Here is a 19,202-nt window from a genome sequence, read left to right as displayed (position 1 = left end):
CACGGAGGCGGTCGTCTGGACTGCGACCCCCAAGGTTCCGCCAGGACCCGGCACGGCGCTGCCGCGGTGACGCGTCATGCGAAGCAGTCGTCTTGGTCGTTCTGCTTGGCTTCGCATCGGAACGGCAGCAAAGCTACCGGTTTTTCTGCGTGACGACAAGATGGCCGAGCGCATCCCGCGCGGCATCGCCGGGAGGGATGCCGGAAGCACTGCGCACCACGGGCACGGCGGCCTGGCGGCAGCCGGTGCGCGTCGCTGCCGCCGGCGAGCGGCGGCAGCGACTGGGACTTCAGGTGACGAGGAAGTCGAGGTTGCTCAGCGCGAGGCCGCTGGCGAGGGTGGTGAGGAGCCGCCCGTTTTCGACGTTCGCGCCGTTGATCAACTCCAGAACGTCTGCGGCAGGAACTCGCCGCCGCCAGCATCATCAGCGCGAGACGCCGCGAGCCACTTCGGATCCCGCACGCACTGGTCGCCCGCGCGTGATGTCGACGAATCTTACACCTCGCTTGGCTGGGTCCACACAAAGCCATGAATCGCAATGGAAAAAAGTGCTGGCATGAAATGTGCTTAGTACCAAGCACAACAACAATCCTTTGGAGCTTGTCATGAAACTGAATCGCACTTTGCTTGCCGCCATGCTGGTTTTCAGCGCGACCGCCTCCCAGGCCAGCGTCCTGTTGTACTCGCAGAACTTCGAGAACCCGAACCTGCCCGCTTTCAATGCCAATACCGGCTTTGGCGGCAAGGATGCCAGCTATTCCAGCGTCAACGACATTTACCCCAATCAACCAGCCGGTTTCACTTTCGCGCAACAGTGGACGGTGGAGACCCTGCGTGTTGGCGGCAGCCAGGCCTGGGGCGGCGCGGGCTTTCAGGATCCACAGGGCCGCGCGGGCAACTACGTCGTTGGCATGCTGTCGAGCGCCAATGATGATCGTCTCGGCCTGTCCTTCAACATCGGCGCCTACAAGTTCTTCAACTTCCAGCTCGATGTCTCGTCGATAGACCTGGACTTCTGGGGTGGTCCTTTCGTGCCGACGGGCGGACTGGCTCCTTCCTTCCGCTTGTCGCTGTATGACAATCCGACTGGCGTGGCCAATGTGGGCACGGCGACCCTGCTGGATTCCGTCGACATCACGGGTGCGCTGTCCTCGGCGCCGAACGTGTTCAACTGGACGAACCACATTGTCGGGCTCGACGCGACCGGCAATACCAACGGCAACGTCACCGTCGTCATCGACGAACTGGTTGGCGGTTACGCCGCTCTGGACAACTTCCGGATCGTGGCCTCCGACACACAAGGCGATGTCGGGCAAGTACCGGAACCGGCTGCACTCGCTCTGCTGGGCATGGGAATGGCCGCTCTCGGGCTTTCCCGCCGCCGCCGCAACGCCTGATCCGCGCCGCGGTCCTGAGACGACGGCGATCGTGGTGGCCGTCGTCGTTTCGGAGCCTGCTGTCCAGGAGGTCCATCGCCTTCACGCGACACCCGCAGCGGCAGGCCCTTGTGGGCGATGGAGCAGCAACCCGGCCGCCGCGATGGCGGCGAACGCTGCTCCGGCACTGAAGGTCGCCGCCGCGCCGAAGGTGCTCCATAGCCATCCGGCGACGACGCTCGCCAGCAGGAGTGCGCCGCCCGTCACCAGGTTGAAGATGCCGAACGCCGTCGCGCGCAGCGCTTCGGGTGCGGCATCGGCGACGAGCTTGGCGAGCAGTCCCTGCGTCAGTGCCAAGTGCAGGCCCCAGAGCGCCGCGCCGGCGAGGGCGATGGCGGGCGAATCGGCGATCGCCAGAACGACGTCGGCGATGACCAGCACGCCGAGTCCAGGCAGCAGCAACGAGCGCGCCGCAAGCCGGTCGGCGATGGCGCCGGCGGGGTAGGCGAGCGCGGCGTAGACGGCGTTCAGCACGATCAGGATCGCCGGTACGTGGGCAGCGGCGAGACCGACATCCTGGGCGCGGAGGATCAGGAAGGCTTCGCTGAAACGCGCCAGGGTGAAGACGGCGCCCAGTGCGACGACCAGCCAGAAGTGCCGCGGCAGCCTCATGCCGAGCCGCAGGCGCAGGCGTTCGCGAGGGGCGCTCGCGGCCGGGGGCGGTCGTGGCTCGCGCAGCGCGAGCGTCAGCAGCAGCGCGACGAACGCCGGCGCGACCGCCACCCACAGCACGAGACGGATGTCGCTCGCCAGCCAGAGCATGAAGACGATCGCGAGCAGCGGACCGAGAAAGGCGCCGGCGGAGTCGAGGGCCTGGCGCAGGCCGTAGGCGGCGCCCCGTTGCCCGGGCGGCACGAGATCGGCGACGAGCGCGTCGCGTGGCGCCCCCCGGATTCCCTTGCCGACACGATCGACGAAGCGCGCAGCGACCACCAGGTCGATCGTCGACGCGAGCGGAAACGCCGGCTTGCTGAGTGCACCGAGGCCATAGCCGAGCACGACGAGCATCTTGCGCCGGCGGAAACGGTCACTGATCGCGCCCGAGAAGACCTTGGCGATGGCCGCCGTCGCTTCGGCGATGCCTTCGACGATGCCGATCGCCAGCATCGACGCGCCGAGGACGCCGGCCATGAAGATCGGCAGCAGGCAATGCACCAGCTCGGACGAGATGTCCATGAACATCGAGACCATTCCGAGCAGCCAGATGCTCTTCGGCAATGAACGATAGCTGCCGGTGGCGGCTGTCAGCTGTCCGGATTTGCTGGCACCCGGTGCGGTCATGTGTCTGCTCCCCCTGGTCTGCCGCGCTTGCCGGCAGCGCGACGGTCAGTGCTTCCCGTGCGCCGCCGGCGCCCTCCGCACCGGCACGGCGAGTTGCAGGCTGCTGCCGTCGTCGAAGCGCAGGGTCAGCGGGACCAACTGTCCATCCTGCAGTGGCTGCCGCAGGCCGATCAGCATGACGTGGTGGCCGCCGGAGTGGAGTTCGGCTTGGCCGCCGGCTCGAATCTCGATCGCCGTGACCCGCCGCATGCGCATGACGCCGTGGTCGTCGACGTGGGTGTGCAGTTCCACCGAGCGTGCCACCGGGCTTTCGGCCTGCAGCAGGTGGCGGTCGCTGTTGCTGTGGTTGCTGATGCTCATGAAGGCGGCCGTGTTCGGCGACCCCGGCGGCATCAGCCGGACGTAGGGGTCGCTGACGACGAGGCCGCTGTCGGCGGCAATCGCGCCGGTGGCCAGCGCCAGCAGGGCGGCGAGGGCAAGGGCTGCAAGCCGAGAGGGCAATGGCGCGAACTCCTGTTGGTCCGGCGGGCGGTATGGCCGGTGGTGGCGCGGCGGTTTCAGCGGGCCTCGCCTGCCGCCAGTTGCTGGCGGACGAAGGCGACGATCTGCGCCGGCGACGAGGCGTGCGGCAGGCTGCCGGCGAGCCGCCCCTGCGGGTCGACGACGTAAGTCGCCGACGAGTGGTCGACGGCGTAGTTGCCCTCGGCGTTGGGCGGCTGCTTCTGGTAGCTCGAACCGTAGGCGCTGGCGACGGCGGCGATCTGCTCGCGCGAGCCGCTGAGGCCGATCAGCGCCGGGTGGAAGAAGGGCGCGTATTCCTTGAGCCGCGCCGGCGTGTCGCGTTCGGGGTCCACCGAGATGAAGATCGGCTGCACGCGCTCGCGCTCGGCCGCTTCGAGATCGGCGATTGCCTGCGCCAGCAGCGACAGCGAGGTCGGGCAGACGTCCGGGCACCAGGTGTAGCCGAAATAGATCAGCACCACCTTGCCACGGTAGTCGGCGAGCGCGACCGGACCCTGCGGTCCCTGCAGGACGAAGTCGCCACCGCGTGGTGCAGTTCCGGGCGGCAGCCGGCCGTGCGCGACGATCCTCTCGATCGGGCGCTGCGGCAGCGGATTCCAGAACACGGCGAGGTAGAGCAGGGCGGCGGCGAGCAGCGCAATGCTGGCGATGAGGAATCCTCTGGTGCGCATGTTCGCCGCGACTCCTTCAGTTGCCGCTGACGAAGCGGAAGGGCACGGCGACCAGCGTCCTGCCGTCATCGACGAGAACCGTCGCCTCCCATTCCATGCTGCCGGTGATGCACACCGGCAGGCTGGCCTGGCCGCTGAAGCGCTTGCCGTCACCGTCCTGGGCTGCGAGCAGCGGCCGGTTGTGGCCCATCTTCATTTCGATGCCGGCGAGGTCGACCTCGACCCGGCGCACGTCGCTGCCGCGGAATCTCGCCTGCAGTTGCAGCGGCCGCAGCGCCGGGATTGGCCGCGGTTCGATCGAGAACTCCATCTGGCCGCCGTCGGGCAGGGTCGCGATGCACGCCTGCTGGTTCAGGTTGCAACTCGACACGGGTAGCAGGACGTCGGTCTTCGGCTGCAGGAGTGGCGCCAGCTTGTAGGCGACGACGCCAAAGACCGCGAGCGCGAGCAGGATGGCGGTGTCGAGCAGCAGGTTCCTGGTCATCGGCGGCGGACGGTCGGCGGTGGTGTCGGGATCGGGGTCTGCATTATCGCTCGATCGCGTGCCGCCGGATGCGCGATGCGCGATCGCTCAGCAGTTCTCATTTCAAACCCACGCAAGGCGGCGGTTGGCGTAGGCTGGCGCACGAGGATTGCCGGGCCTGGGCGGTGAAGATTGAGGGGAACTCCGGTTTTCTGAAAATAATGCTGGTAAACAGTACGTTATGGTGTTAACCTCGAACTTGATCGAAGTTTTGATGATTTTCAGGCGCCCACCCCATTTCGACCGTTGCCCCCATCCCCTTGCCAAGCCCCGCCGTCGCCTTGATCGAGAAGGTTCGGGATGCATTCCGGGCTTTGCCCGACGGGCGCAAGCCGAGCAACGCCCGGCGCTATGAGATGGAGGATGCGGCCCTGTCGGCGTTCGCCGTGTTTTTTTCGCAAAGTCCGTCCTTCCTCGATAGCCAGGTCAGGATGCAGAAGCAGTTGGGGCGGAACAATGCTTCTTCGCTGTTCGGGGTGCATGAGATTCCCTGCGATAACCAGATTCGCAATCTGCTGGACCCGGTGCCGCCGGAAAGGCTGTACCCGGTTCTGGCCGAGATGGGCGATGCGCTGTACCAGCAAGGCTATCTGGCGGGATTTCGCTCGATCAACGACACCTTGCTGATTGCCCTGGACGGCACTGATTTCTTCTCCTCGGAAAAGATTTCCTGTCCCCATTGCAGCGAGACGCGCCTGAAGAACGGCGGGGTTCTCCATCGCCACACTGCCGTGACGCCAGTGCTGGTGGCGCCGGGCCAGGCGAACGCCATCCCGTTGCCGCCAGAGTTCGTGCAGCGCCAGGACGGCCACGACAAGCAGGACTGCGAACTGGCCGCTTCGGCCCGCTGGCTGGCGCGCTGGGGCGAGCACTACCGCCCGTGGCGCATCACCTATCTGGGTGACGACCTCTACTGCCATCAGCCACATTGCCTGCGGGTGCGGGCGCAACAGGCCGACTTCCTGTTCACCTGCAAGCCCGAATCCCATGCCACGCTCTACGAGTGGGTTGGCGATTTCGAGCGCAACGAGCAGCTCGGTCGCGTCGTACAGGCGCGACGCGTCGGCAAGAAGCACTTGACCGACACCTATCGCTACGCCCATCAAGTGCCCTTGCGCGACACGGACGATGCCGTGATCGCCAACTGGCTGGAACTCGTCACCACCGATGCCAGCGGTGCCATCGTCTTCAAGAACGCCTGGGCCACCTCGCATGCCATCACCAGCCACAACGTCGCCGCTCTGGCTTCCGCCGGGCGGGCGCGTTGGAAAATCGAGAACGAGAACAACAACACCCTCAAGACCAAGGGCTACCATTTCGACCACAACTTCGGACACGGCAAACAGTTCTTGGCCAACCTGTTCGCCACCCTGATCTTGTTGGCCTTCTTGGTCCATACCGCCCTCGACTGGATGGACACCCGTTACGCCAAGGTGCGCGCCCTGCTGCCCTCCCGCCGAACCTTCTTCGAACACCTGCGCGCCTTGCTACAGTACCTGCCCTTCGATGACTGGGATCACCTCATGCGCTTCATGCAGCAGCGCCTTGTTCCCAACGCCCCAGACACCAGCTGACTTGCCCTGTCCAACTGTTCCGAACCTCACCAACCCCTGCCATGAATTTTGAAATGAGAACTGCTGGCGATCGCTGCCCTGCAGCATGATCCGCAAAATTTAATCCAGCTCAAATTATCCGTCTGTGCATCTGCCGAAAATGTGCGACATATTGCCGCAGCGGCGGCCGGACGCATGGCGGTCGGGGCAGGCAAGGGTGGCACCCATTTGATCAAAGGGAGAGTGACCATGAAGATGAGTACGGGACGGGCCGTGCCGATGCTGATCGCGGCAGGGCTCGGCTGTGCGGCGGTCGGCAGCCTGCAGGCGGCCGAATCGCTGCAGGATGTGATGAAGCGTCGCAGCCTGTCGCAGCAGGACATCCTGGCTGCGGCGAAGACCTACGTGCCGACCGGCAAGCGTGACGAATTCGTCGCCTTCTCGTCCGGCGGCCAGTCGGGGCAGGTGATCGTCTATGGTGTCCCGTCGATGCGCATCCTCAAGTACATCGGTGTGTTCACCCCCGAGCCGTGGCAGGGCTACGGTTTCGACGAGAGCTCGAAAGCCGTCCTGGCACAAGGCCGCATCGACGGCAAGGACATCACTTGGGGTGACACGCACCACCCGGCGATCTCGGAGACGCAGGGCAAGTACGACGGCCAGTTCCTGTTCATCAACGACAAGGCCAACCCGCGGCTGGCGGTGATCGACCTGCGCGACTTCGAGACCAAGCAGATCGTCGTCAACCCGATCTTCAAGTCCGAGCATGGCGGCGCCTTCGTCACGCCGAACACCGAGTACATCATCGAGGCGGCGCAGTACGCGGCGCCGCTGGAGAACAAGAAGTTCTTCCCGCTCGAGGAGTTCAACGAGAAGTACCGCGGCGGCGTCACCTATTGGAAATTCGACCGCAAGGAAGGCCGCATCGATCCCAGGCAGTCGTTCTCGATCGAGCTGCCGCCGTACAGCCAGGACCTCTCCGATGCCGGCAAGGGGCCGTCGGACGGCTGGTCGTTCACCAACTCGTTCTGCAGCGAGCGCTACGTCGGCGGCATCGAGAAGGGCCGTCCGCCCTATGAGGCGGGCTGCTCGGCGAAGGACACCGACTACCTGCACGTGATCAACTGGAAGAAGGCGGCCGAGCTGGTTGCCGCCGGCAAGGCGAAGAAGATCAACGGCCACGATGTGCTGATGATGGACACGGCGGTGAAGGAGGGCGTGCTCTTCCTGGTGCCCGAACCGAAGTCGCCGCACGGCGTCGATGTCACTCCCGACGGCAAGTTCATCACCGTCTCCGGCAAGCTCGACACGCACGTCTCGGTGTACTCCTTCGACAAGATCCAGGCGGCGATCAAGGCCGGCAAGTTCGAATCGAAGGATCCCTATGGCATCCCGGTGATCGGCATGAAGGACGCGCTGCACACGCAGGTGCAACTGGGCCTCGGGCCGCTGCACACGCAGTACGACGCGAAGCCGTGTGTCGCCTACACCTCGCTCTATGTCGACTCGCAGGTCGTCAAGTGGAACTTCTGCGAAGGCAAGGTGCTCGACAAGATCAGCGTGCACTACAACATCGGGCACCTGATGACGATGGAGGGTGACTCGGCCGATCCCAAGGGCCGTTACCTGGTGGCGTTGAACAAGCTGGCGATCGATCGCTTCGTCCCGGTCGGCCCGCTGCATCCGCAGAACCACCAGTTGATCGACATCAGTGAAGACAAGATGCAGCTCCTCTACGACATGCCGCTGCCGCTGGGCGAGCCGCACTACGTCGTCGCGATCGAGGCGAGCAAGCTGAAGCCGGGCGTTCGCTACAAGGTGGGAACCGACAGCCGCACTGACAAGCCGCACCCGGGCGCCGTCCGTGCCGGTGAGGAGAAGATCGTCAAGAAGGGCAACAAGGTGGAGGTCTTCGGCACCCTGATCCGCTCGCACATCACCCCGGAAACCATCGAGGTCGATGTCGGTGACGAGGTGATCATCAACCTCACCAACCTCGAACGGGCGCAGGACGAGACGCACGGCTTCACGGTTTCGACCTACAACGTGCATGCCTCGGTCGAGCCGGGCAAGACCGTGCAGGTGAAGTTCAAGGCCGACAAGGAAGGCGTCTATCCGTACTACTGCACCGAGTTCTGCTCGGCGCTGCACCTCGAGATGCAGGGTTACCTGCTGGTCAAGCCGAAGGGCTGGAAGCCGACGAAGACCTCGACCGGTGCCGGCGCCAACTACACCGAGGCGGACTACAAGACGCAGCTGAAGAAGGTTGCCGACACGCAGGCGGTGATCGACTCGGTGGTCGGTTACATCACCAGCGTCAATTACAAGGACTTCCCGGATGTCGTCGCGATGATGGATGACGCGGTCGACCAGCTGGGCAAGATCAAGGACGCCAAGGCCAAGGCCGACGAGGCGGCGGCGAAGAAGGACTGGAACAACGCCGCGCTGTGGACCGAGCAGATCTGGCAGTACCAGGTCAAGGCGGCCGACCTCGGGCTGCGCGCGAAGACCTATCTCGAGCAGAACGGCGCCAAGAAGATCAAGTAGTCCATGGTGTTGATCTGACTCAAGGCAACCCGACGGGGAGCAGGCTTACTCTGTTCCCCGTTTTCACATCAGGAAGGAAGAACCATGAACCATGCGATGGCTTTGCTGCTGGCGACGCTGGCAACGCCGGTGTGGGCGGCCGACGGCGCCAAGCTGTACACCGAGAAGACCTGCAATGCCTGCCACGGCCCCACCGGCAACAAGCCGCTGATGCCCGACTACCCGAAGATCGCCGGGCAGAACGCGAAGTACGCCGAGCGCCAGATGCTCGACATCAAGAGCGGTGCGCGCGCGAACGGCAACTCGGCGGCGATGAAGGGCGTCATGCACCTGGTCAACGACGAGGAGATCAAGGCTCTGGCCGACTACATCTCGAAGCTCAAGCCCTGAACCGCGACGCCGGTCCGACTTGACAATTATCAACGCCAGAGCGCGGGGCGATTGCTAGATTGACGGCATCGTTTCGCAACCAACAGGGAGTTCGCAATGAAGAAGCTGATCCTGGCCGTGTCGCTGGCGGTGGTCGCCACGGCCGCCGTGCATGCCGGTCCACCGGCGCCGAAGACGCAGGGTATCGAGAGCAAGGACTACAAGTGGAATGCCCAGGAAGGCGAAAAGAGCGAGGCGCTGAAGCTCAAGGGCGACGCCAAGCGCGGCGAGGAGGCCTATGAGGTCTGTGGTGCGTGCCACCTGCCATCGGGCGCTGGCCGTCCCGATGGTACCTTCCCGCAGCTCGCCGGCCAGCACACGACCGTCCTGATCAAGCAGATGGCCGACATCCGCGCCGGCTTGCGCGACAACCCGACGATGTATCCCTTCGCCGCAACGCTCACCGATCCGCAGGAACTGGCCGACGTCGCGGCCTACATCGAGAAGATGTGCATCCCGCCCGAACACGGCAAGTACGAAGGCAAGGATCTCGACAAGCAGCTGGCGACCGGCAAGGAACTCTACGAGAAGGAGTGCAAGGAGTGCCACGGCGCCAATGGCGAGGGCGTCAAGGACAAGTTCTACCCGGTGATCGCCGGCCAGCACTACAAGTACCTGTTGCGCCAGATGACCGAGATTCGTGACGGACACCGGCGCAACGCCAACCCCGACATGGTACGGATCATCAAGAAGTACAACAACGACCAGCTCGTCGCCATCTCGGCGTACCAGGCCAGCCTGGTGATGCCGGGCAACATGTGCAAGGCGAAGGCGGCCGCACCGGCGAAGAAGAAGTAGCCGAATCCGGCGCAGTACGCGCTGCAGGCCGGCCGGCAGGCACTCCTCCGGCGGGCCGGCCGGCAGCGGGCAGATCAGCCATCAAGGACAGGCTGCCGACCGCGGAGTGGTCTCCGCCGGCGGCAGCCGGGGACAGCGTCCCCGCACGAGGATGCACACAATGTCGGCAGGACCAGGCAGCAGGCAGAACGTGATCGTCGCGGCGCTGACGGCGCTGGCGATGGTGTTGATGATCGTCGCCTATTTCGCGCCGATCTGGTGGGTTTCGCTGACCGCACCGAACTATCCGCCGGATGCCTTTCCCGACGGCATCCGCATCCACTTCCATTTCAACGGCGTGTTCAACGGCTGCAAGGCGGCCGGCAAGGGAACGCGGATGGCGAACGAGATCATCCAGAAGGATCTCTCGCACGAGGACGAGCGCTACAACCCGATCACCGACAAGGGCAAGGACATCGACAAGGGCGCGCAGGGGCTCGACTGCGTGCATGAGATGAACACCATCAACCACTATGTCGGCATGTTCCCGATCGCCACCGGTGCGCCGGTCGAGAAGCCGCTGGCCAAGTTCTTCTTCGCCTTCTTCGCCGTCATGCTGCTCGCCTTCATGCTGCCGCGGCGCAAGCCACGGGTGCTCGTGCTGGCCGCCGGCTGCAGCCTCATCGCCGGCTGGATGCTGCTCGACCAGTACGCCTTCGGCGCCCTCTCGGCGCATGTCACGGACTACGTCAACGAGACCGGGACCTTCTTCAACGAGCCCGAGAAAATCCAGGTCTGGGGCGACAATGTCACGCGCATCACGCATGCGGTGATCGCCGGCACGCTCGTCGCGATGGTCGTCCTCGTCGTCGGCGTCGCCCGGCTGCGCGTCTTCTCGCTGCTGCTGGCGCTCGTGCCGGCGCTGCTGCCGATCTACTTCGTAATAACCTACGCCGGCTGGCTGTGGTTCTTCGGCCACAACCTGCACCCGTGGGGCGCCTTCACCGTCAAGCCCTTCATGCCGACGGTTTTCGGCGAGGGCAAGGTGGCGCAGTTCTCGACCTATTCCTACCCCTACTGGGGTTACGCGCTGCTCGTTGGCGTCATGCTCTGCCTGCTGCTGGCGCTGCTCATCCGCCGCAAGCAGATGCGTGAAGGAACGGCGGAGTAGGGGGGTGTTCGGCCGCCTGCTCGCCGCCGGCCTCGCCTGCGGCCTTGCCCTGGTCGTCGTCCCGATGCCCGGGGGAGCCGAGGACGCGCTGACCGCGTTGCGGCGCAGCGGCGCCGGGCGCGACGCGGAGGGTGATGCCGGCGACAGGCGCTTCGGCGACATGGCTGCGCCGGCTGCGGCCGGGTGGGGCAGCATCGACGAGAAGGTGACGATCCCGACCGCCGGCCGCGTCGCCGGCCTGCCCTTCCTGCAGGATCTCGTCAACGCGGCGCCGGCCGGTTCGGTCCTCAAGCCGCCGGCAGGCGTTTACTCGGGGCCACTGGTGATCGACAAGCCGCTGACCATCGATGGTGGCGGCGCGGTGACGATCGACGGCGGCGGCAAGGGGACGGTCGTCGTGCTCGCCGCCAGCGATTCCGTCCTGCGGGGCCTGCGGCTCGTCGGCTCGGGTGCGTCGCACGATTCCGACGACGCCTGCCTGAACGTCCGCGGCGACCGCAACCTCATCGAGCGTCTGCAGATCGATGACTGCCTGTTCGGCATCGATCTCAAGAAGGCCAACGACAACGTCGTTCGCGGCAACCACATCCGCTCCAAGCCCTTCGATCTCGGCACGCGCGGCGACAGCCTGCGCCTCTGGTACAGCCACCGCAACCTGATCGCCGACAACCTGATCGAGGATGCGCGCGACATGGTCGCCTGGTACTCGAACGACAACCGCTATGTCGACAACACGGCGCGGCGCAGCCGCTACTCGATCCACTTCATGTTCGCCAGCAACAACCTGGTCGAAGGCAACCGCTTCCACGACAACGCCGTCGGCGTCTACGTCATGTACTCCGGTGGTGGCGCCATCCGCAACAACCTGTTCTCGCGCGCCAATGGCCCGACCGGCATGGCGGTCGGCTTCAAGGAGGCCTCGGACGTGCTCGTCGAGGGCAACGAGATCATTTACTGCGCGATCGGCGTCGGTCTCGACATGTCGCCCTTCGAACCCGACAGCACGATCAGCATCCGCGGCAACCGCATCGCCTACAACGGTGTCGGCATCAGCTTCCTCGCCGACAAGGAAGGCACCCTGGTCGCCGGCAACCGCTTCGAGGGCAACCTGTCGCAGGTGGCGATGGGCGATGCCGGCAGCGCCCGCAACAACGTCTGGCGCGGCAACTACTGGGACGACTACCAGGGCTTCGACCGCGACCGCGACGGCCAGGGCGACCGGCCGCACGAGCTGTACGCCTACGCCGACCAGCTCTGGATGGCGATCCCCTATGCCCGCTTCTTCCGCAATGCGCCGGTGCTGGAGATGCTCGACTTCCTCGAGCGCCTGGCGCCGTTCTCCGCCCCGGTCCTGCTGCTGCGCGATCAGGATCCGGTTTTCGACAAGTCGCGGGTCAACGAAGCGAAGCCTGCTGCCTGAAGTGGCAGAGGCGGTGGAACCAGCCCGGCTCGTCGGAGAGCAGCGCCAGGCGCGCCTTCTCGGCGCCGCTGCGAGTGGTGATCAGGTGGATTTCGCTGGGGACGAAGGCGCTGGCGCCCGGCGCGGGGGCGACGGCGAGCGCGTACAGGGTCTCGGTGACGATCTGCGGCGAAAGGCCGGTGACGGCGAGAAGGATTCTGCGCGGGTAGGCGCCGGGGTGTTCGCGGGCGTAGGGCATGTTCGGCGGAGCGGCGACGGGACGAGCCGCATTGTCGCCCTTCTCGCTCGCCGGCAGGGTGTTTGGCAAGCTTGCGATTCGGGCTCTATTCGATGGACAACGGCAGCACCCGCAACCGCGTTCGCTTGGGATCAACCGTCAGCAGTGCGCCCTGATCCAGCTCGGTAGCCATCTGTTGCAACGCGTCGATCACTGGCTTGCCGATCGTATCCGGGTTGACATCGTCGGCACGAATTTGCACCACACTGGGCTTGTTGCCCTGGGTAGCGGCAAGGATGGCACTGAAGTCGAGGTCATAGGTCAGCACGACGTAGTCGTTACGACGGGCAAAGGCCATGATCTCGACATCCGGTGCGCTCGCGGCACCGAGAAGGGACCAGTGCTCCGCCTCGATGCCGGCAGCGGCGAGGGCACCGACCCAACGTGGCGACAGGTTCATGTCGACCAGTACCCTCATGCGCCGACCAGCCGGACTTCGCGCTCTTCGGCTCGCCACGCGGCGTAGCGCAGTGCCTGCAGGATATCCTCACGTTCGAGGTACGGGTAGTCGGCCAGGATGTCCTCGACGCTGCGACCGGCGCCGATGAGGTTGAGGACCATGCCGACGGTGACGCGCATGCCGCGGATGCACGCCCTGCCTCCCATCACTCCGGGCTCCTGCGTGATGCGGTCGAGATGTTCCATGCCTTTCTCTCCCTGGCGACGCCTTGCACGGCGGGGATCCGAGCATAGCACTGGCCGGCCTGCTGCAGGCGATCATCGAAGTGTCCAGGCGCGGTTCTGCCGTTCGCTTGGCACGCGGACAACTTGCTCGGTGTGATCAACGGGGCCAAGGTTGAGCATCAGGTTCTTGCTTGCCAACCACCCGGGTCTCTGCTGCCATGAAATACCGCCAGGACAACGATGCGCCGATCCTCCGCGCGCAAGTAGACGCTGTACGGGAAACGTCTGGCGACGACACGGCGAATGTCCTCGCGCACAACGGCAAACTGGAGTGGATGTTCGGCCGCCAAGCTCACTCAACGGTCGATTTCGGCCATGAACTCGAGAGCCAGACCAACCCGCCTGCTTTCACACCACGCACTGGCTTCGATGAACTCCGCACGGGCCGCGCGATGAAAAGCGACGGGCAGGCTCATGGCCTGATCTGGTCCAGGGCGGCAGCCTTGACTTCATTCCAGGGGACGAGCTCATCGGGGTTGGCAAGGTGGTCAGCGCGGCGGCGGTCCAGTTCCGTCGTCTGCGCTTCGGTCAACGCCGGCACCGCGCCACGGCTCACGATGCCGTCCCAGATGGCCGCGACCAGTTCAATCTGCTCATCGATGTCGAGCGCGCGCGCCTGCTGCAAGAGTTGTGTGTTCATGATCCGGACCCCATTCAAGACTGGTGCGGTGGTTCCAGCGCAGCGTGCCCCTGATGCGCGACCGCGAATTCGGCGGCGATGTCGGCAGTGTGGTCCTGAAGGTTGGCTGCTCGCTGGGCCTGTACGGACATGCTAACAAAATTCGGTAGTGGCGCGACGACCACAGCAACGCGCAGTCGCGAGTCGCTGAGGCGATTTTCATATAGAGTCGGCCGCCTGCAGGAACCGAGTCTGAGCGAGCGTGGTGACGACGGCTCGCTGTCCGTTGCCTGCGCGGCGGTCGCGATCGTGCGCTCGCTGGCCCAGGTGGCGTGAGACGCCAACACTTGACGCGGCGAAAGGGTGGGCACGCTGGCGGGTGGCTGGGAATGCAGAATCTTCGCGCTTGCAGCCATGCTGACACGCGCTCTCCGCCCCCAGATTTCCGCGACCTCTGACCGCCGACGACACACGCACGCACCGGATCTTAGATCAGGCCATGCAGCGCGGGGACGCCGGAAGCCCATCATGCTGACCGCCGCCTGCTGGCGCCCAAGATCGGGAAAGGAGGCGTTGGTTGATGGCGGCTCAAGCAACTCTTGTCGGTGCCTGTGGCTTGGCTATCGCTCGGCAGTTGCAAGGCGAGCTTTCCCCGTCGAGGTGCTTCGCGGAACTTGCGGCCGTCTTCTTTTTCCTCTACGCTGCGGCTGCCGAGACACCAACCCAGAGGGAGGAACACATGCAGCAAGTGCACGGGGCGCGGTGCGCCCTGACCATCATCGCCGGCGCTACGCTCGCCGCCTGCGCCACGCCCTACAGCGCCACGCCGCTCGCCACCAACTTTCCCACCACGCAGCAGCCCAAGCTCCAGGCCGCGGCACACTGGACCCTCATCGCTGACAAGAGCGCCGAAGCCCTCGTGCAGTCTCTCGCCGCGCGCCTGGATTGTCCCGACCAAGGAGCTGTCTGCCCGCGCGTCTACGTCCGCCCGGCCGCGCAGCAGACCGCATTCGCGCAGAACTTCCGCGCCGCCTTCCTCACAGCTCTCGTTCGTCACCGGGTCGCCGTCGCCCACGCCCCGGCTGCCGGCGCCATCGCCATCGACATCGACGTCCAGACCGTCCGATTCTCGCCCGACCGGCCAAACGCCCGATTCATGCCCGCCACCGTCGTTTACGCCGGTGCCTGGGCCGTCTACGGCCTTGCCGCCAACGCCACACCGGCTGCCGCCGGCTTGGCCGGCGCCGCCTTGGTTGGCGCCGGTGACGCTTGGCGCTGGGCCAGTTCCGAATCGGCCACCGGTCCGACGCCGCAGACCGAAGTCATCGTCACCATTTCCGCTGCCGACGCGACGCGCTACCTCGCCCGAGTGGCCGCCGTCTACTACGCCGCCGACAGCGACGCAGCCCTCTACACCGAAGCGCCTCCGCTCTACAGCATCCCCGTCGGAGGCGACCGATGAGAGCACCGACCGTCGCCCTCACCCTCGCCGCCTGCCTCGCCGCCGGCTGCGCCACCGACCAAGCCGCGCGCCAAGCTGCCCCCGAAGTCACCTACGCCCAGGCAGCCACCAGCGAGCTCGTCGCCACCAACTACCGTGCCGCCGACGCCCTCATGGCGCAGTTCGGGGGCAACCCCGGCGGCGGCCCGCTCATCGTTGCCACCGTCGTCAACATCGATGCCCTCGAACAGTCCTCGACCCTCGGCCGCCTAGTCTCGGAACAGCTCTCCGCTCGCTTCTCGCAGCGCGGCTGGCAGATGGTCGAACTCAAGCTGCGCGGCTCCATCTACATGCGCCGCGGCGAAGGCGAACTTATCCTCACCCGCGAGATCAGCGACATCGCGCGCATGAACAAGGCGCAAGCGATCATCCTCGGCAGCTACGCCGTCGGCGCCAGCGCCGTCTACCTCAATCTCAAGATCGTCCAACCCGTCAGCAACGCAGTCCTCGCCGCGCACGACTACGTCCTGCCGGCCAATCAGGAAGTCCGCAGCCTGCTCGGCCGTAACGCGGGACGCTGAGCGGCGGGGCACGGCCTCGCTGGGACGCTACCGTCGGCTCGCGAGTCGGCGGTTAGCCAGCCGCTGCGCATGATCGTGGCCGACGACGGGGTCGGAATCTTCGCCAGGATTGCCGGTGCACTGGGTCTGCCGGACATGAGACAGGCGCTCTTCGAGTTGGCGAAGGGGAAACTGACGACCGACCCGAGCAGGCACACGGGCGAGGGTGTCTTCTCCACCTCGCGCATGTTCGACACCTTCGAGATCAGTGCAAATGGTCTGCAGTTCAACCACGACCCAGGCTCGCGTCACGATTGGCTGCAGGAGGAGCCGGGCGTGTTCACCGATGGGACGGCTGTCTTCATGGAGATCGCACTCAACGCCGGCCGGAGCACCGCGGAAGTCTATTCCCGGTTCTCCGATGCCCCTGATGATTACGACTTCTCGAAGACCATCGTGCCGATGCGGCTGGCGAGATTCGGTGACAAGGAGCTGATCTCCCGTTCCCAGGCCAGGAGACTGATCGCCCGGTTCGACCGACTCCGGACAGTGATACTCGACTTCTCGGATGTGCAGGAAATCGGGCAGGCTTTCGCCGACGAGCTGTTCCGGGTCTATGCGAACAGTCATCCGGGAGTCGGGTTCCTGCCCAGGAACATGACGCGGCAAGTCGAGAAAATGTGGCTGCGTGCCGTGGCGCCGCGGAGCACGAGGCCGTGGACATCTTCCTCAAGGCGTCCCCAGGAAGAGATAGAGGTTGTGGTAGCCGCCGCCCGAGCTGGAGTAGCCGTAGCCGAGGAAGGCCGGCCCGAACGGCGTCTCGCCGCCGAGGTAGAGCGCCGTCGAGTTGATCCAGCCCTGGAGCTGGGTCTCGGTGTAGGGCGTGCCGATGCGCGCGGTTTCGAGCATCAGGCCGGCGCGCAGGTCGCCGCGCAGGCCGAGCGGCAGGCGGCCGATGATGCGCTCGGCGCGCAGGCTGCCGTAGCGGATGTCGTCGCCCTTGAGCTGGCCGACGCCGAAAGCGGTCATGTTGAACATGCCACCGAGCGAGCCGGCGTCGTAGACCGGCAGTTGCCCGACGGGTGATCCCTGGTAGGTGGCGCGGCCGCTGAGCACCCAGTCGCCGACGCTGTGATAGACGCCGGCACGGGCGTCGAGGCGGCTGTAGCTCTCGGCCGGCGCGTCGAAGTAGCGGCCTCCGCTGTACCAGCCGCTGGTCGGGAAGTAGAGGCGGTCGGTCTGGTCGAGGTCGATCTGGCCGAACCAGCCACCGTAGATCTTCGATTCTTCGGGCAGGAAGGGCGAGCCGATGTTGCGCTTCGGATCCCAGAGGTTGTGCTCCCAGCCGGCCCGTACCTGGCCGAGGGTGCCGAGGTTGATGCCGGCGGCAAGCTTGCCGCTGCCGCGCAGGACGCGGTACTGGGCGATCTTGTCGTTGTTCTGGTAGAGCGTGCTGAGCAGGCTGCCGTAGCGCAGGTTGGTCTCGAAGAAATAGCGCTGCGCCGGGTCGAGCGGCTGGTAGTAGTCGAAGTCGAGGAAGTTCGACGAGCCGATCTCGGCGCCGAAGACGAGTTCACCGCCGAGCGGGTTGATCAGCGTCTTGTGGTAGGCGGCGCGCAGCGTGTAGGTCGAGTCGCTCTGGAAGTTGGTGTCGAGGTTGATGCCGTAGCGCAGGTAGTTCGGGCCCCAGCCCTTCTCCTGCGGCGTCAGGCGCAGGATGTTGCGCTCGCGCAGCGTGGTGATCAGCGAGTAATCGACGTTCTCGTAGTAGCCGTCGCCATAGGCCTTGTTGAGCGAATCGTTGAGCTTCTCGGTGTCGAGGACCTCGCCCGGGCCGAGGCGCAGGTGCTTCTCGAACATGAGCGGATTGACCCGTCGCAGGCCGGCGACCTCGATCTCGTCGACGCGCGGCAGCGGTCCGGGCGCGACGCGTTTCTGCGCGACCCAGGCGGCGTAGGCGGATTCGCTGACCGACAGCCGGCCGAGCTGGGCGGCGACGGCTTCGGCGGCGGCGACGCCGCGGTCGGCGGTTTCCGAAGTGCGCTTGAAGTCGCCGGCGGTGATGCCTTCGAGCTCGGGCTTGATGTAGATGTCGGTTGGCTTCAGCGTGGCCAGCGAGCGGACGACGTTCTGTTCGGTGAGGATGTTGATCATCTGCGCCGCGACGCTGAGCAGGCTGCCGATTTCATCGGCCTTGAGCAGCGGCGAACCGACATTGACGGCGATGACGACGTCGGCCTGGCAGCGCTCGCGCGCTTCGCCGATCGGCACGTTGTCGACGAGGCCACCATCGACCAGCTTCTGCCCGTCGACTTCGACCGGCGACATCAGGCCGGGAACCGACATGCTGGCGCGCATCGCCGACGACAGCGATCCGTTGCGGAAGACGACGCGCTTGCCGTGGACGATGTCGGTGGCGATGATCGACAGCGGCAGCGCGAGGTCCTCGATGCGCCGCAGGCCGCGGTTGTCGCCGACGAGCTGGTTGAAGAAGAGCTTGATCTTCTGGCCGGTGACGATGCCGGTCTGGTAGCGCAGGCCGTCTTCGCCTACGCCGGTCTCCGACGCCGGCAGGTAGCGCTTGTCCTTCACCTTGTTGCGGAAGCTGCGGTCGGAAAACGGCGGTGCGTCCTGGAAGAGGTCGTCCCAATCGGCCTTCGCCAGCTCGCTGCGCATCTCCGCCGGTGCCATGCCGCTGGCGTAGACGCCGGCGACGAGCGCACCCATGCTGGTGCCGGCGACGCAGTCGACCGGTACGCGCAGCTTTTCGAGGACCTCGAGGACGCCGATGTGCGCCGCGCCACGGGCGCCGCCGCCGCCGAGGACGAGGCCGACGCGCGGTCGCGGCGGTGGCTCGCCGGCGGCAGCGAGTTGGACCAGGGCAAGAAGCACGACGAGGATCAGTCGTTGCATGGCTGCGCTCCTTCAGTCAGCAGGCGGGAGGGCTGCCGCGGCGGGCAGCTGGGTTCGGCAGCGGCAGGCGGCGCCGCTGCCGGCGTTCAGCGGCCGGGCTGCGAGCTGAGGATGGTCAGCGCGGCGCGCGCGTGTTCGACGGCGTCGCGACCGAGGCTGGTCAGGTAACCGCCGTCGACCTGCGTCACCAGTCCCTTGGCGTGCAGCCGGCGGGTGGCGGCGACGATCTCCGGATCGGCGGTACTGTGGATCTTGATTCCCTGCTGGGTGCTGTCGAGGTCGAAATGGACCAGGATGTTGAGTTCGGCGACGAGTTCGGGCGTGAAGGGCATGGCGGATCCTGAGGCGGCAAGAAGATGGGGGTGGCGTGTGGCCGCC

The 19,202-nt window shown here is 65.7% G+C and carries 18 protein-coding genes and 2 pseudogenes; 10 read left to right on the top strand and 10 right to left on the bottom strand.

The window, feature by feature from the left end:
* Positions 1-605: 605 nt before the first annotated feature.
* Positions 606-1,397, top strand: a complete 792-nt coding sequence (locus V5B60_RS16795) for a PEP-CTERM sorting domain-containing protein (protein WP_332348401.1) — start codon at positions 606-608, stop codon at positions 1,395-1,397.
* A gap of 81 nt (positions 1,398-1,478) precedes the next feature.
* On the opposite strand, the gene V5B60_RS16790 is transcribed toward V5B60_RS16795, so the two are convergent.
* Genes V5B60_RS16790 through V5B60_RS16775 form a run of 4 tightly spaced genes read right to left on the bottom strand, consistent with a single transcriptional unit; the run spans position 1,479 to position 4,394 of the window.
* A complete protein-coding gene (locus V5B60_RS16790; protein ID WP_332348399.1) occupies positions 1,479-2,717 on the bottom strand; it encodes an MFS transporter in 1,239 nt (412 codons plus the stop codon).
* Positions 2,718-2,762: 45 nt separating this feature from the next.
* Positions 2,763-3,218, bottom strand: a complete 456-nt coding sequence (locus V5B60_RS16785) for a copper chaperone PCu(A)C (RefSeq protein WP_332348397.1) — start codon at positions 3,216-3,218, stop codon at positions 2,763-2,765.
* A 56-nt stretch (positions 3,219-3,274) separates the two neighbouring features.
* On the bottom strand, positions 3,275-3,910 hold the full coding sequence (locus V5B60_RS16780) for an SCO family protein (RefSeq protein WP_332348395.1): 636 nt from the start codon (positions 3,908-3,910) through the stop codon (positions 3,275-3,277).
* A gap of 16 nt (positions 3,911-3,926) precedes the next feature.
* Entirely contained in the window at positions 3,927-4,394 is a 468-nt protein-coding gene (locus V5B60_RS16775; protein ID WP_332348393.1) for a hypothetical protein, read from the bottom strand.
* A 320-nt stretch (positions 4,395-4,714) separates the two neighbouring features.
* On the opposite strand from V5B60_RS16775, the gene V5B60_RS16770 reads away from it, so the two are divergent.
* From V5B60_RS16770 to nosD, 6 genes are all read left to right on the top strand, one after another.
* The gene (locus V5B60_RS16770) at positions 4,715-6,007 is read left to right on the top strand and encodes an ISNCY family transposase (RefSeq protein ID WP_434735341.1); all 1,293 of its coding nucleotides are present in this window, start codon (positions 4,715-4,717) and stop codon (positions 6,005-6,007) included.
* A gap of 228 nt (positions 6,008-6,235) precedes the next feature.
* Entirely contained in the window at positions 6,236-8,533 is a 2,298-nt protein-coding gene (nosZ, locus tag V5B60_RS16765) for a Sec-dependent nitrous-oxide reductase (RefSeq protein ID WP_434735340.1), read from the top strand.
* A gap of 84 nt (positions 8,534-8,617) precedes the next feature.
* The gene (locus tag V5B60_RS16760; RefSeq protein WP_332348390.1) at positions 8,618-8,923 is read left to right on the top strand and encodes a c-type cytochrome; all 306 of its coding nucleotides are present in this window, start codon (positions 8,618-8,620) and stop codon (positions 8,921-8,923) included.
* Positions 8,924-9,019: 96 nt separating this feature from the next.
* On the top strand, positions 9,020-9,760 hold the full coding sequence (locus V5B60_RS16755; RefSeq protein WP_324601205.1) for a c-type cytochrome: 741 nt from the start codon (positions 9,020-9,022) through the stop codon (positions 9,758-9,760).
* Positions 9,761-9,920: 160 nt separating this feature from the next.
* Positions 9,921-10,910 (top strand): hypothetical protein, encoded by a 990-nt coding sequence (locus V5B60_RS16750; RefSeq protein ID WP_332348387.1) that lies wholly within the window; start codon positions 9,921-9,923, stop codon positions 10,908-10,910.
* 4 nt (positions 10,911-10,914) lie between these two features.
* Positions 10,915-12,330 (top strand): nitrous oxide reductase family maturation protein NosD, encoded by a 1,416-nt coding sequence (nosD, locus tag V5B60_RS16745; protein ID WP_332348385.1) that lies wholly within the window; start codon positions 10,915-10,917, stop codon positions 12,328-12,330.
* Between the two features lie 4 nt (positions 12,331-12,334).
* Here the strand turns inward: nosD and V5B60_RS16740 are convergent.
* The 4 genes and pseudogenes from V5B60_RS16740 to V5B60_RS16725 all read right to left on the bottom strand — a co-directional run.
* Positions 12,335-12,568 (bottom strand): annotated as a pseudogene (locus V5B60_RS16740) (CRISPR-associated ring nuclease); the annotation flags it as partial.
* An 85-nt stretch (positions 12,569-12,653) separates the two neighbouring features.
* The gene (locus tag V5B60_RS16735; RefSeq protein ID WP_332348383.1) at positions 12,654-13,025 is read right to left on the bottom strand and encodes a DUF5615 family PIN-like protein; all 372 of its coding nucleotides are present in this window, start codon (positions 13,023-13,025) and stop codon (positions 12,654-12,656) included.
* A complete protein-coding gene (locus V5B60_RS16730) occupies positions 13,022-13,252 on the bottom strand; it encodes a DUF433 domain-containing protein (protein ID WP_332348381.1) in 231 nt (76 codons plus the stop codon). Before V5B60_RS16730 ends, V5B60_RS16735 begins: the two co-directional genes overlap by 4 nt.
* Positions 13,253-13,703: 451 nt before the next feature.
* The gene (locus tag V5B60_RS16725) at positions 13,704-13,931 is read right to left on the bottom strand and encodes an addiction module protein (protein WP_332348379.1); all 228 of its coding nucleotides are present in this window, start codon (positions 13,929-13,931) and stop codon (positions 13,704-13,706) included.
* Between the two features lie 718 nt (positions 13,932-14,649).
* Here V5B60_RS16725 and V5B60_RS16720 point away from each other — a divergent pair.
* From V5B60_RS16720 to V5B60_RS22290, 3 genes and pseudogenes are all read left to right on the top strand, one after another.
* Complete coding sequence (locus tag V5B60_RS16720; RefSeq protein WP_332348377.1) at positions 14,650-15,372, top strand: hypothetical protein; 723 nt, start codon at positions 14,650-14,652, stop codon at positions 15,370-15,372.
* Positions 15,369-15,932, top strand: a complete 564-nt coding sequence (locus V5B60_RS16715) for a FlgO family outer membrane protein (protein WP_034934098.1) — start codon at positions 15,369-15,371, stop codon at positions 15,930-15,932. Before V5B60_RS16720 ends, V5B60_RS16715 begins: the two co-directional genes overlap by 4 nt.
* Positions 15,933-16,001: 69 nt before the next feature.
* Positions 16,002-16,487: pseudogene (locus V5B60_RS22290) on the top strand (STAS-like domain-containing protein); the annotation flags it as partial.
* A 153-nt stretch (positions 16,488-16,640) separates the two neighbouring features.
* On the opposite strand, the gene V5B60_RS16705 reads toward V5B60_RS22290, so the two are convergent.
* Together V5B60_RS16705 and V5B60_RS16700 are read right to left on the bottom strand one after the other, a co-directional pair.
* Positions 16,641-18,824 (bottom strand): patatin-like phospholipase family protein, encoded by a 2,184-nt coding sequence (locus V5B60_RS16705; protein WP_332348368.1) that lies wholly within the window; start codon positions 18,822-18,824, stop codon positions 16,641-16,643.
* Between the two features lie 86 nt (positions 18,825-18,910).
* Entirely contained in the window at positions 18,911-19,156 is a 246-nt protein-coding gene (locus tag V5B60_RS16700) for a TIGR02647 family protein (RefSeq protein WP_332348366.1), read from the bottom strand.
* Between the last annotated feature and the right edge of the window lie 46 nt (positions 19,157-19,202).

Source organism: Accumulibacter sp. (genome assembly GCF_036625195.1).
Classification (GTDB): Bacteria; Pseudomonadota; Gammaproteobacteria; order Burkholderiales; family Rhodocyclaceae; genus Accumulibacter.
Note: the sequence above shows the minus strand (reverse complement) of the source record. Positions and strands in the feature narration are given on the sequence as shown.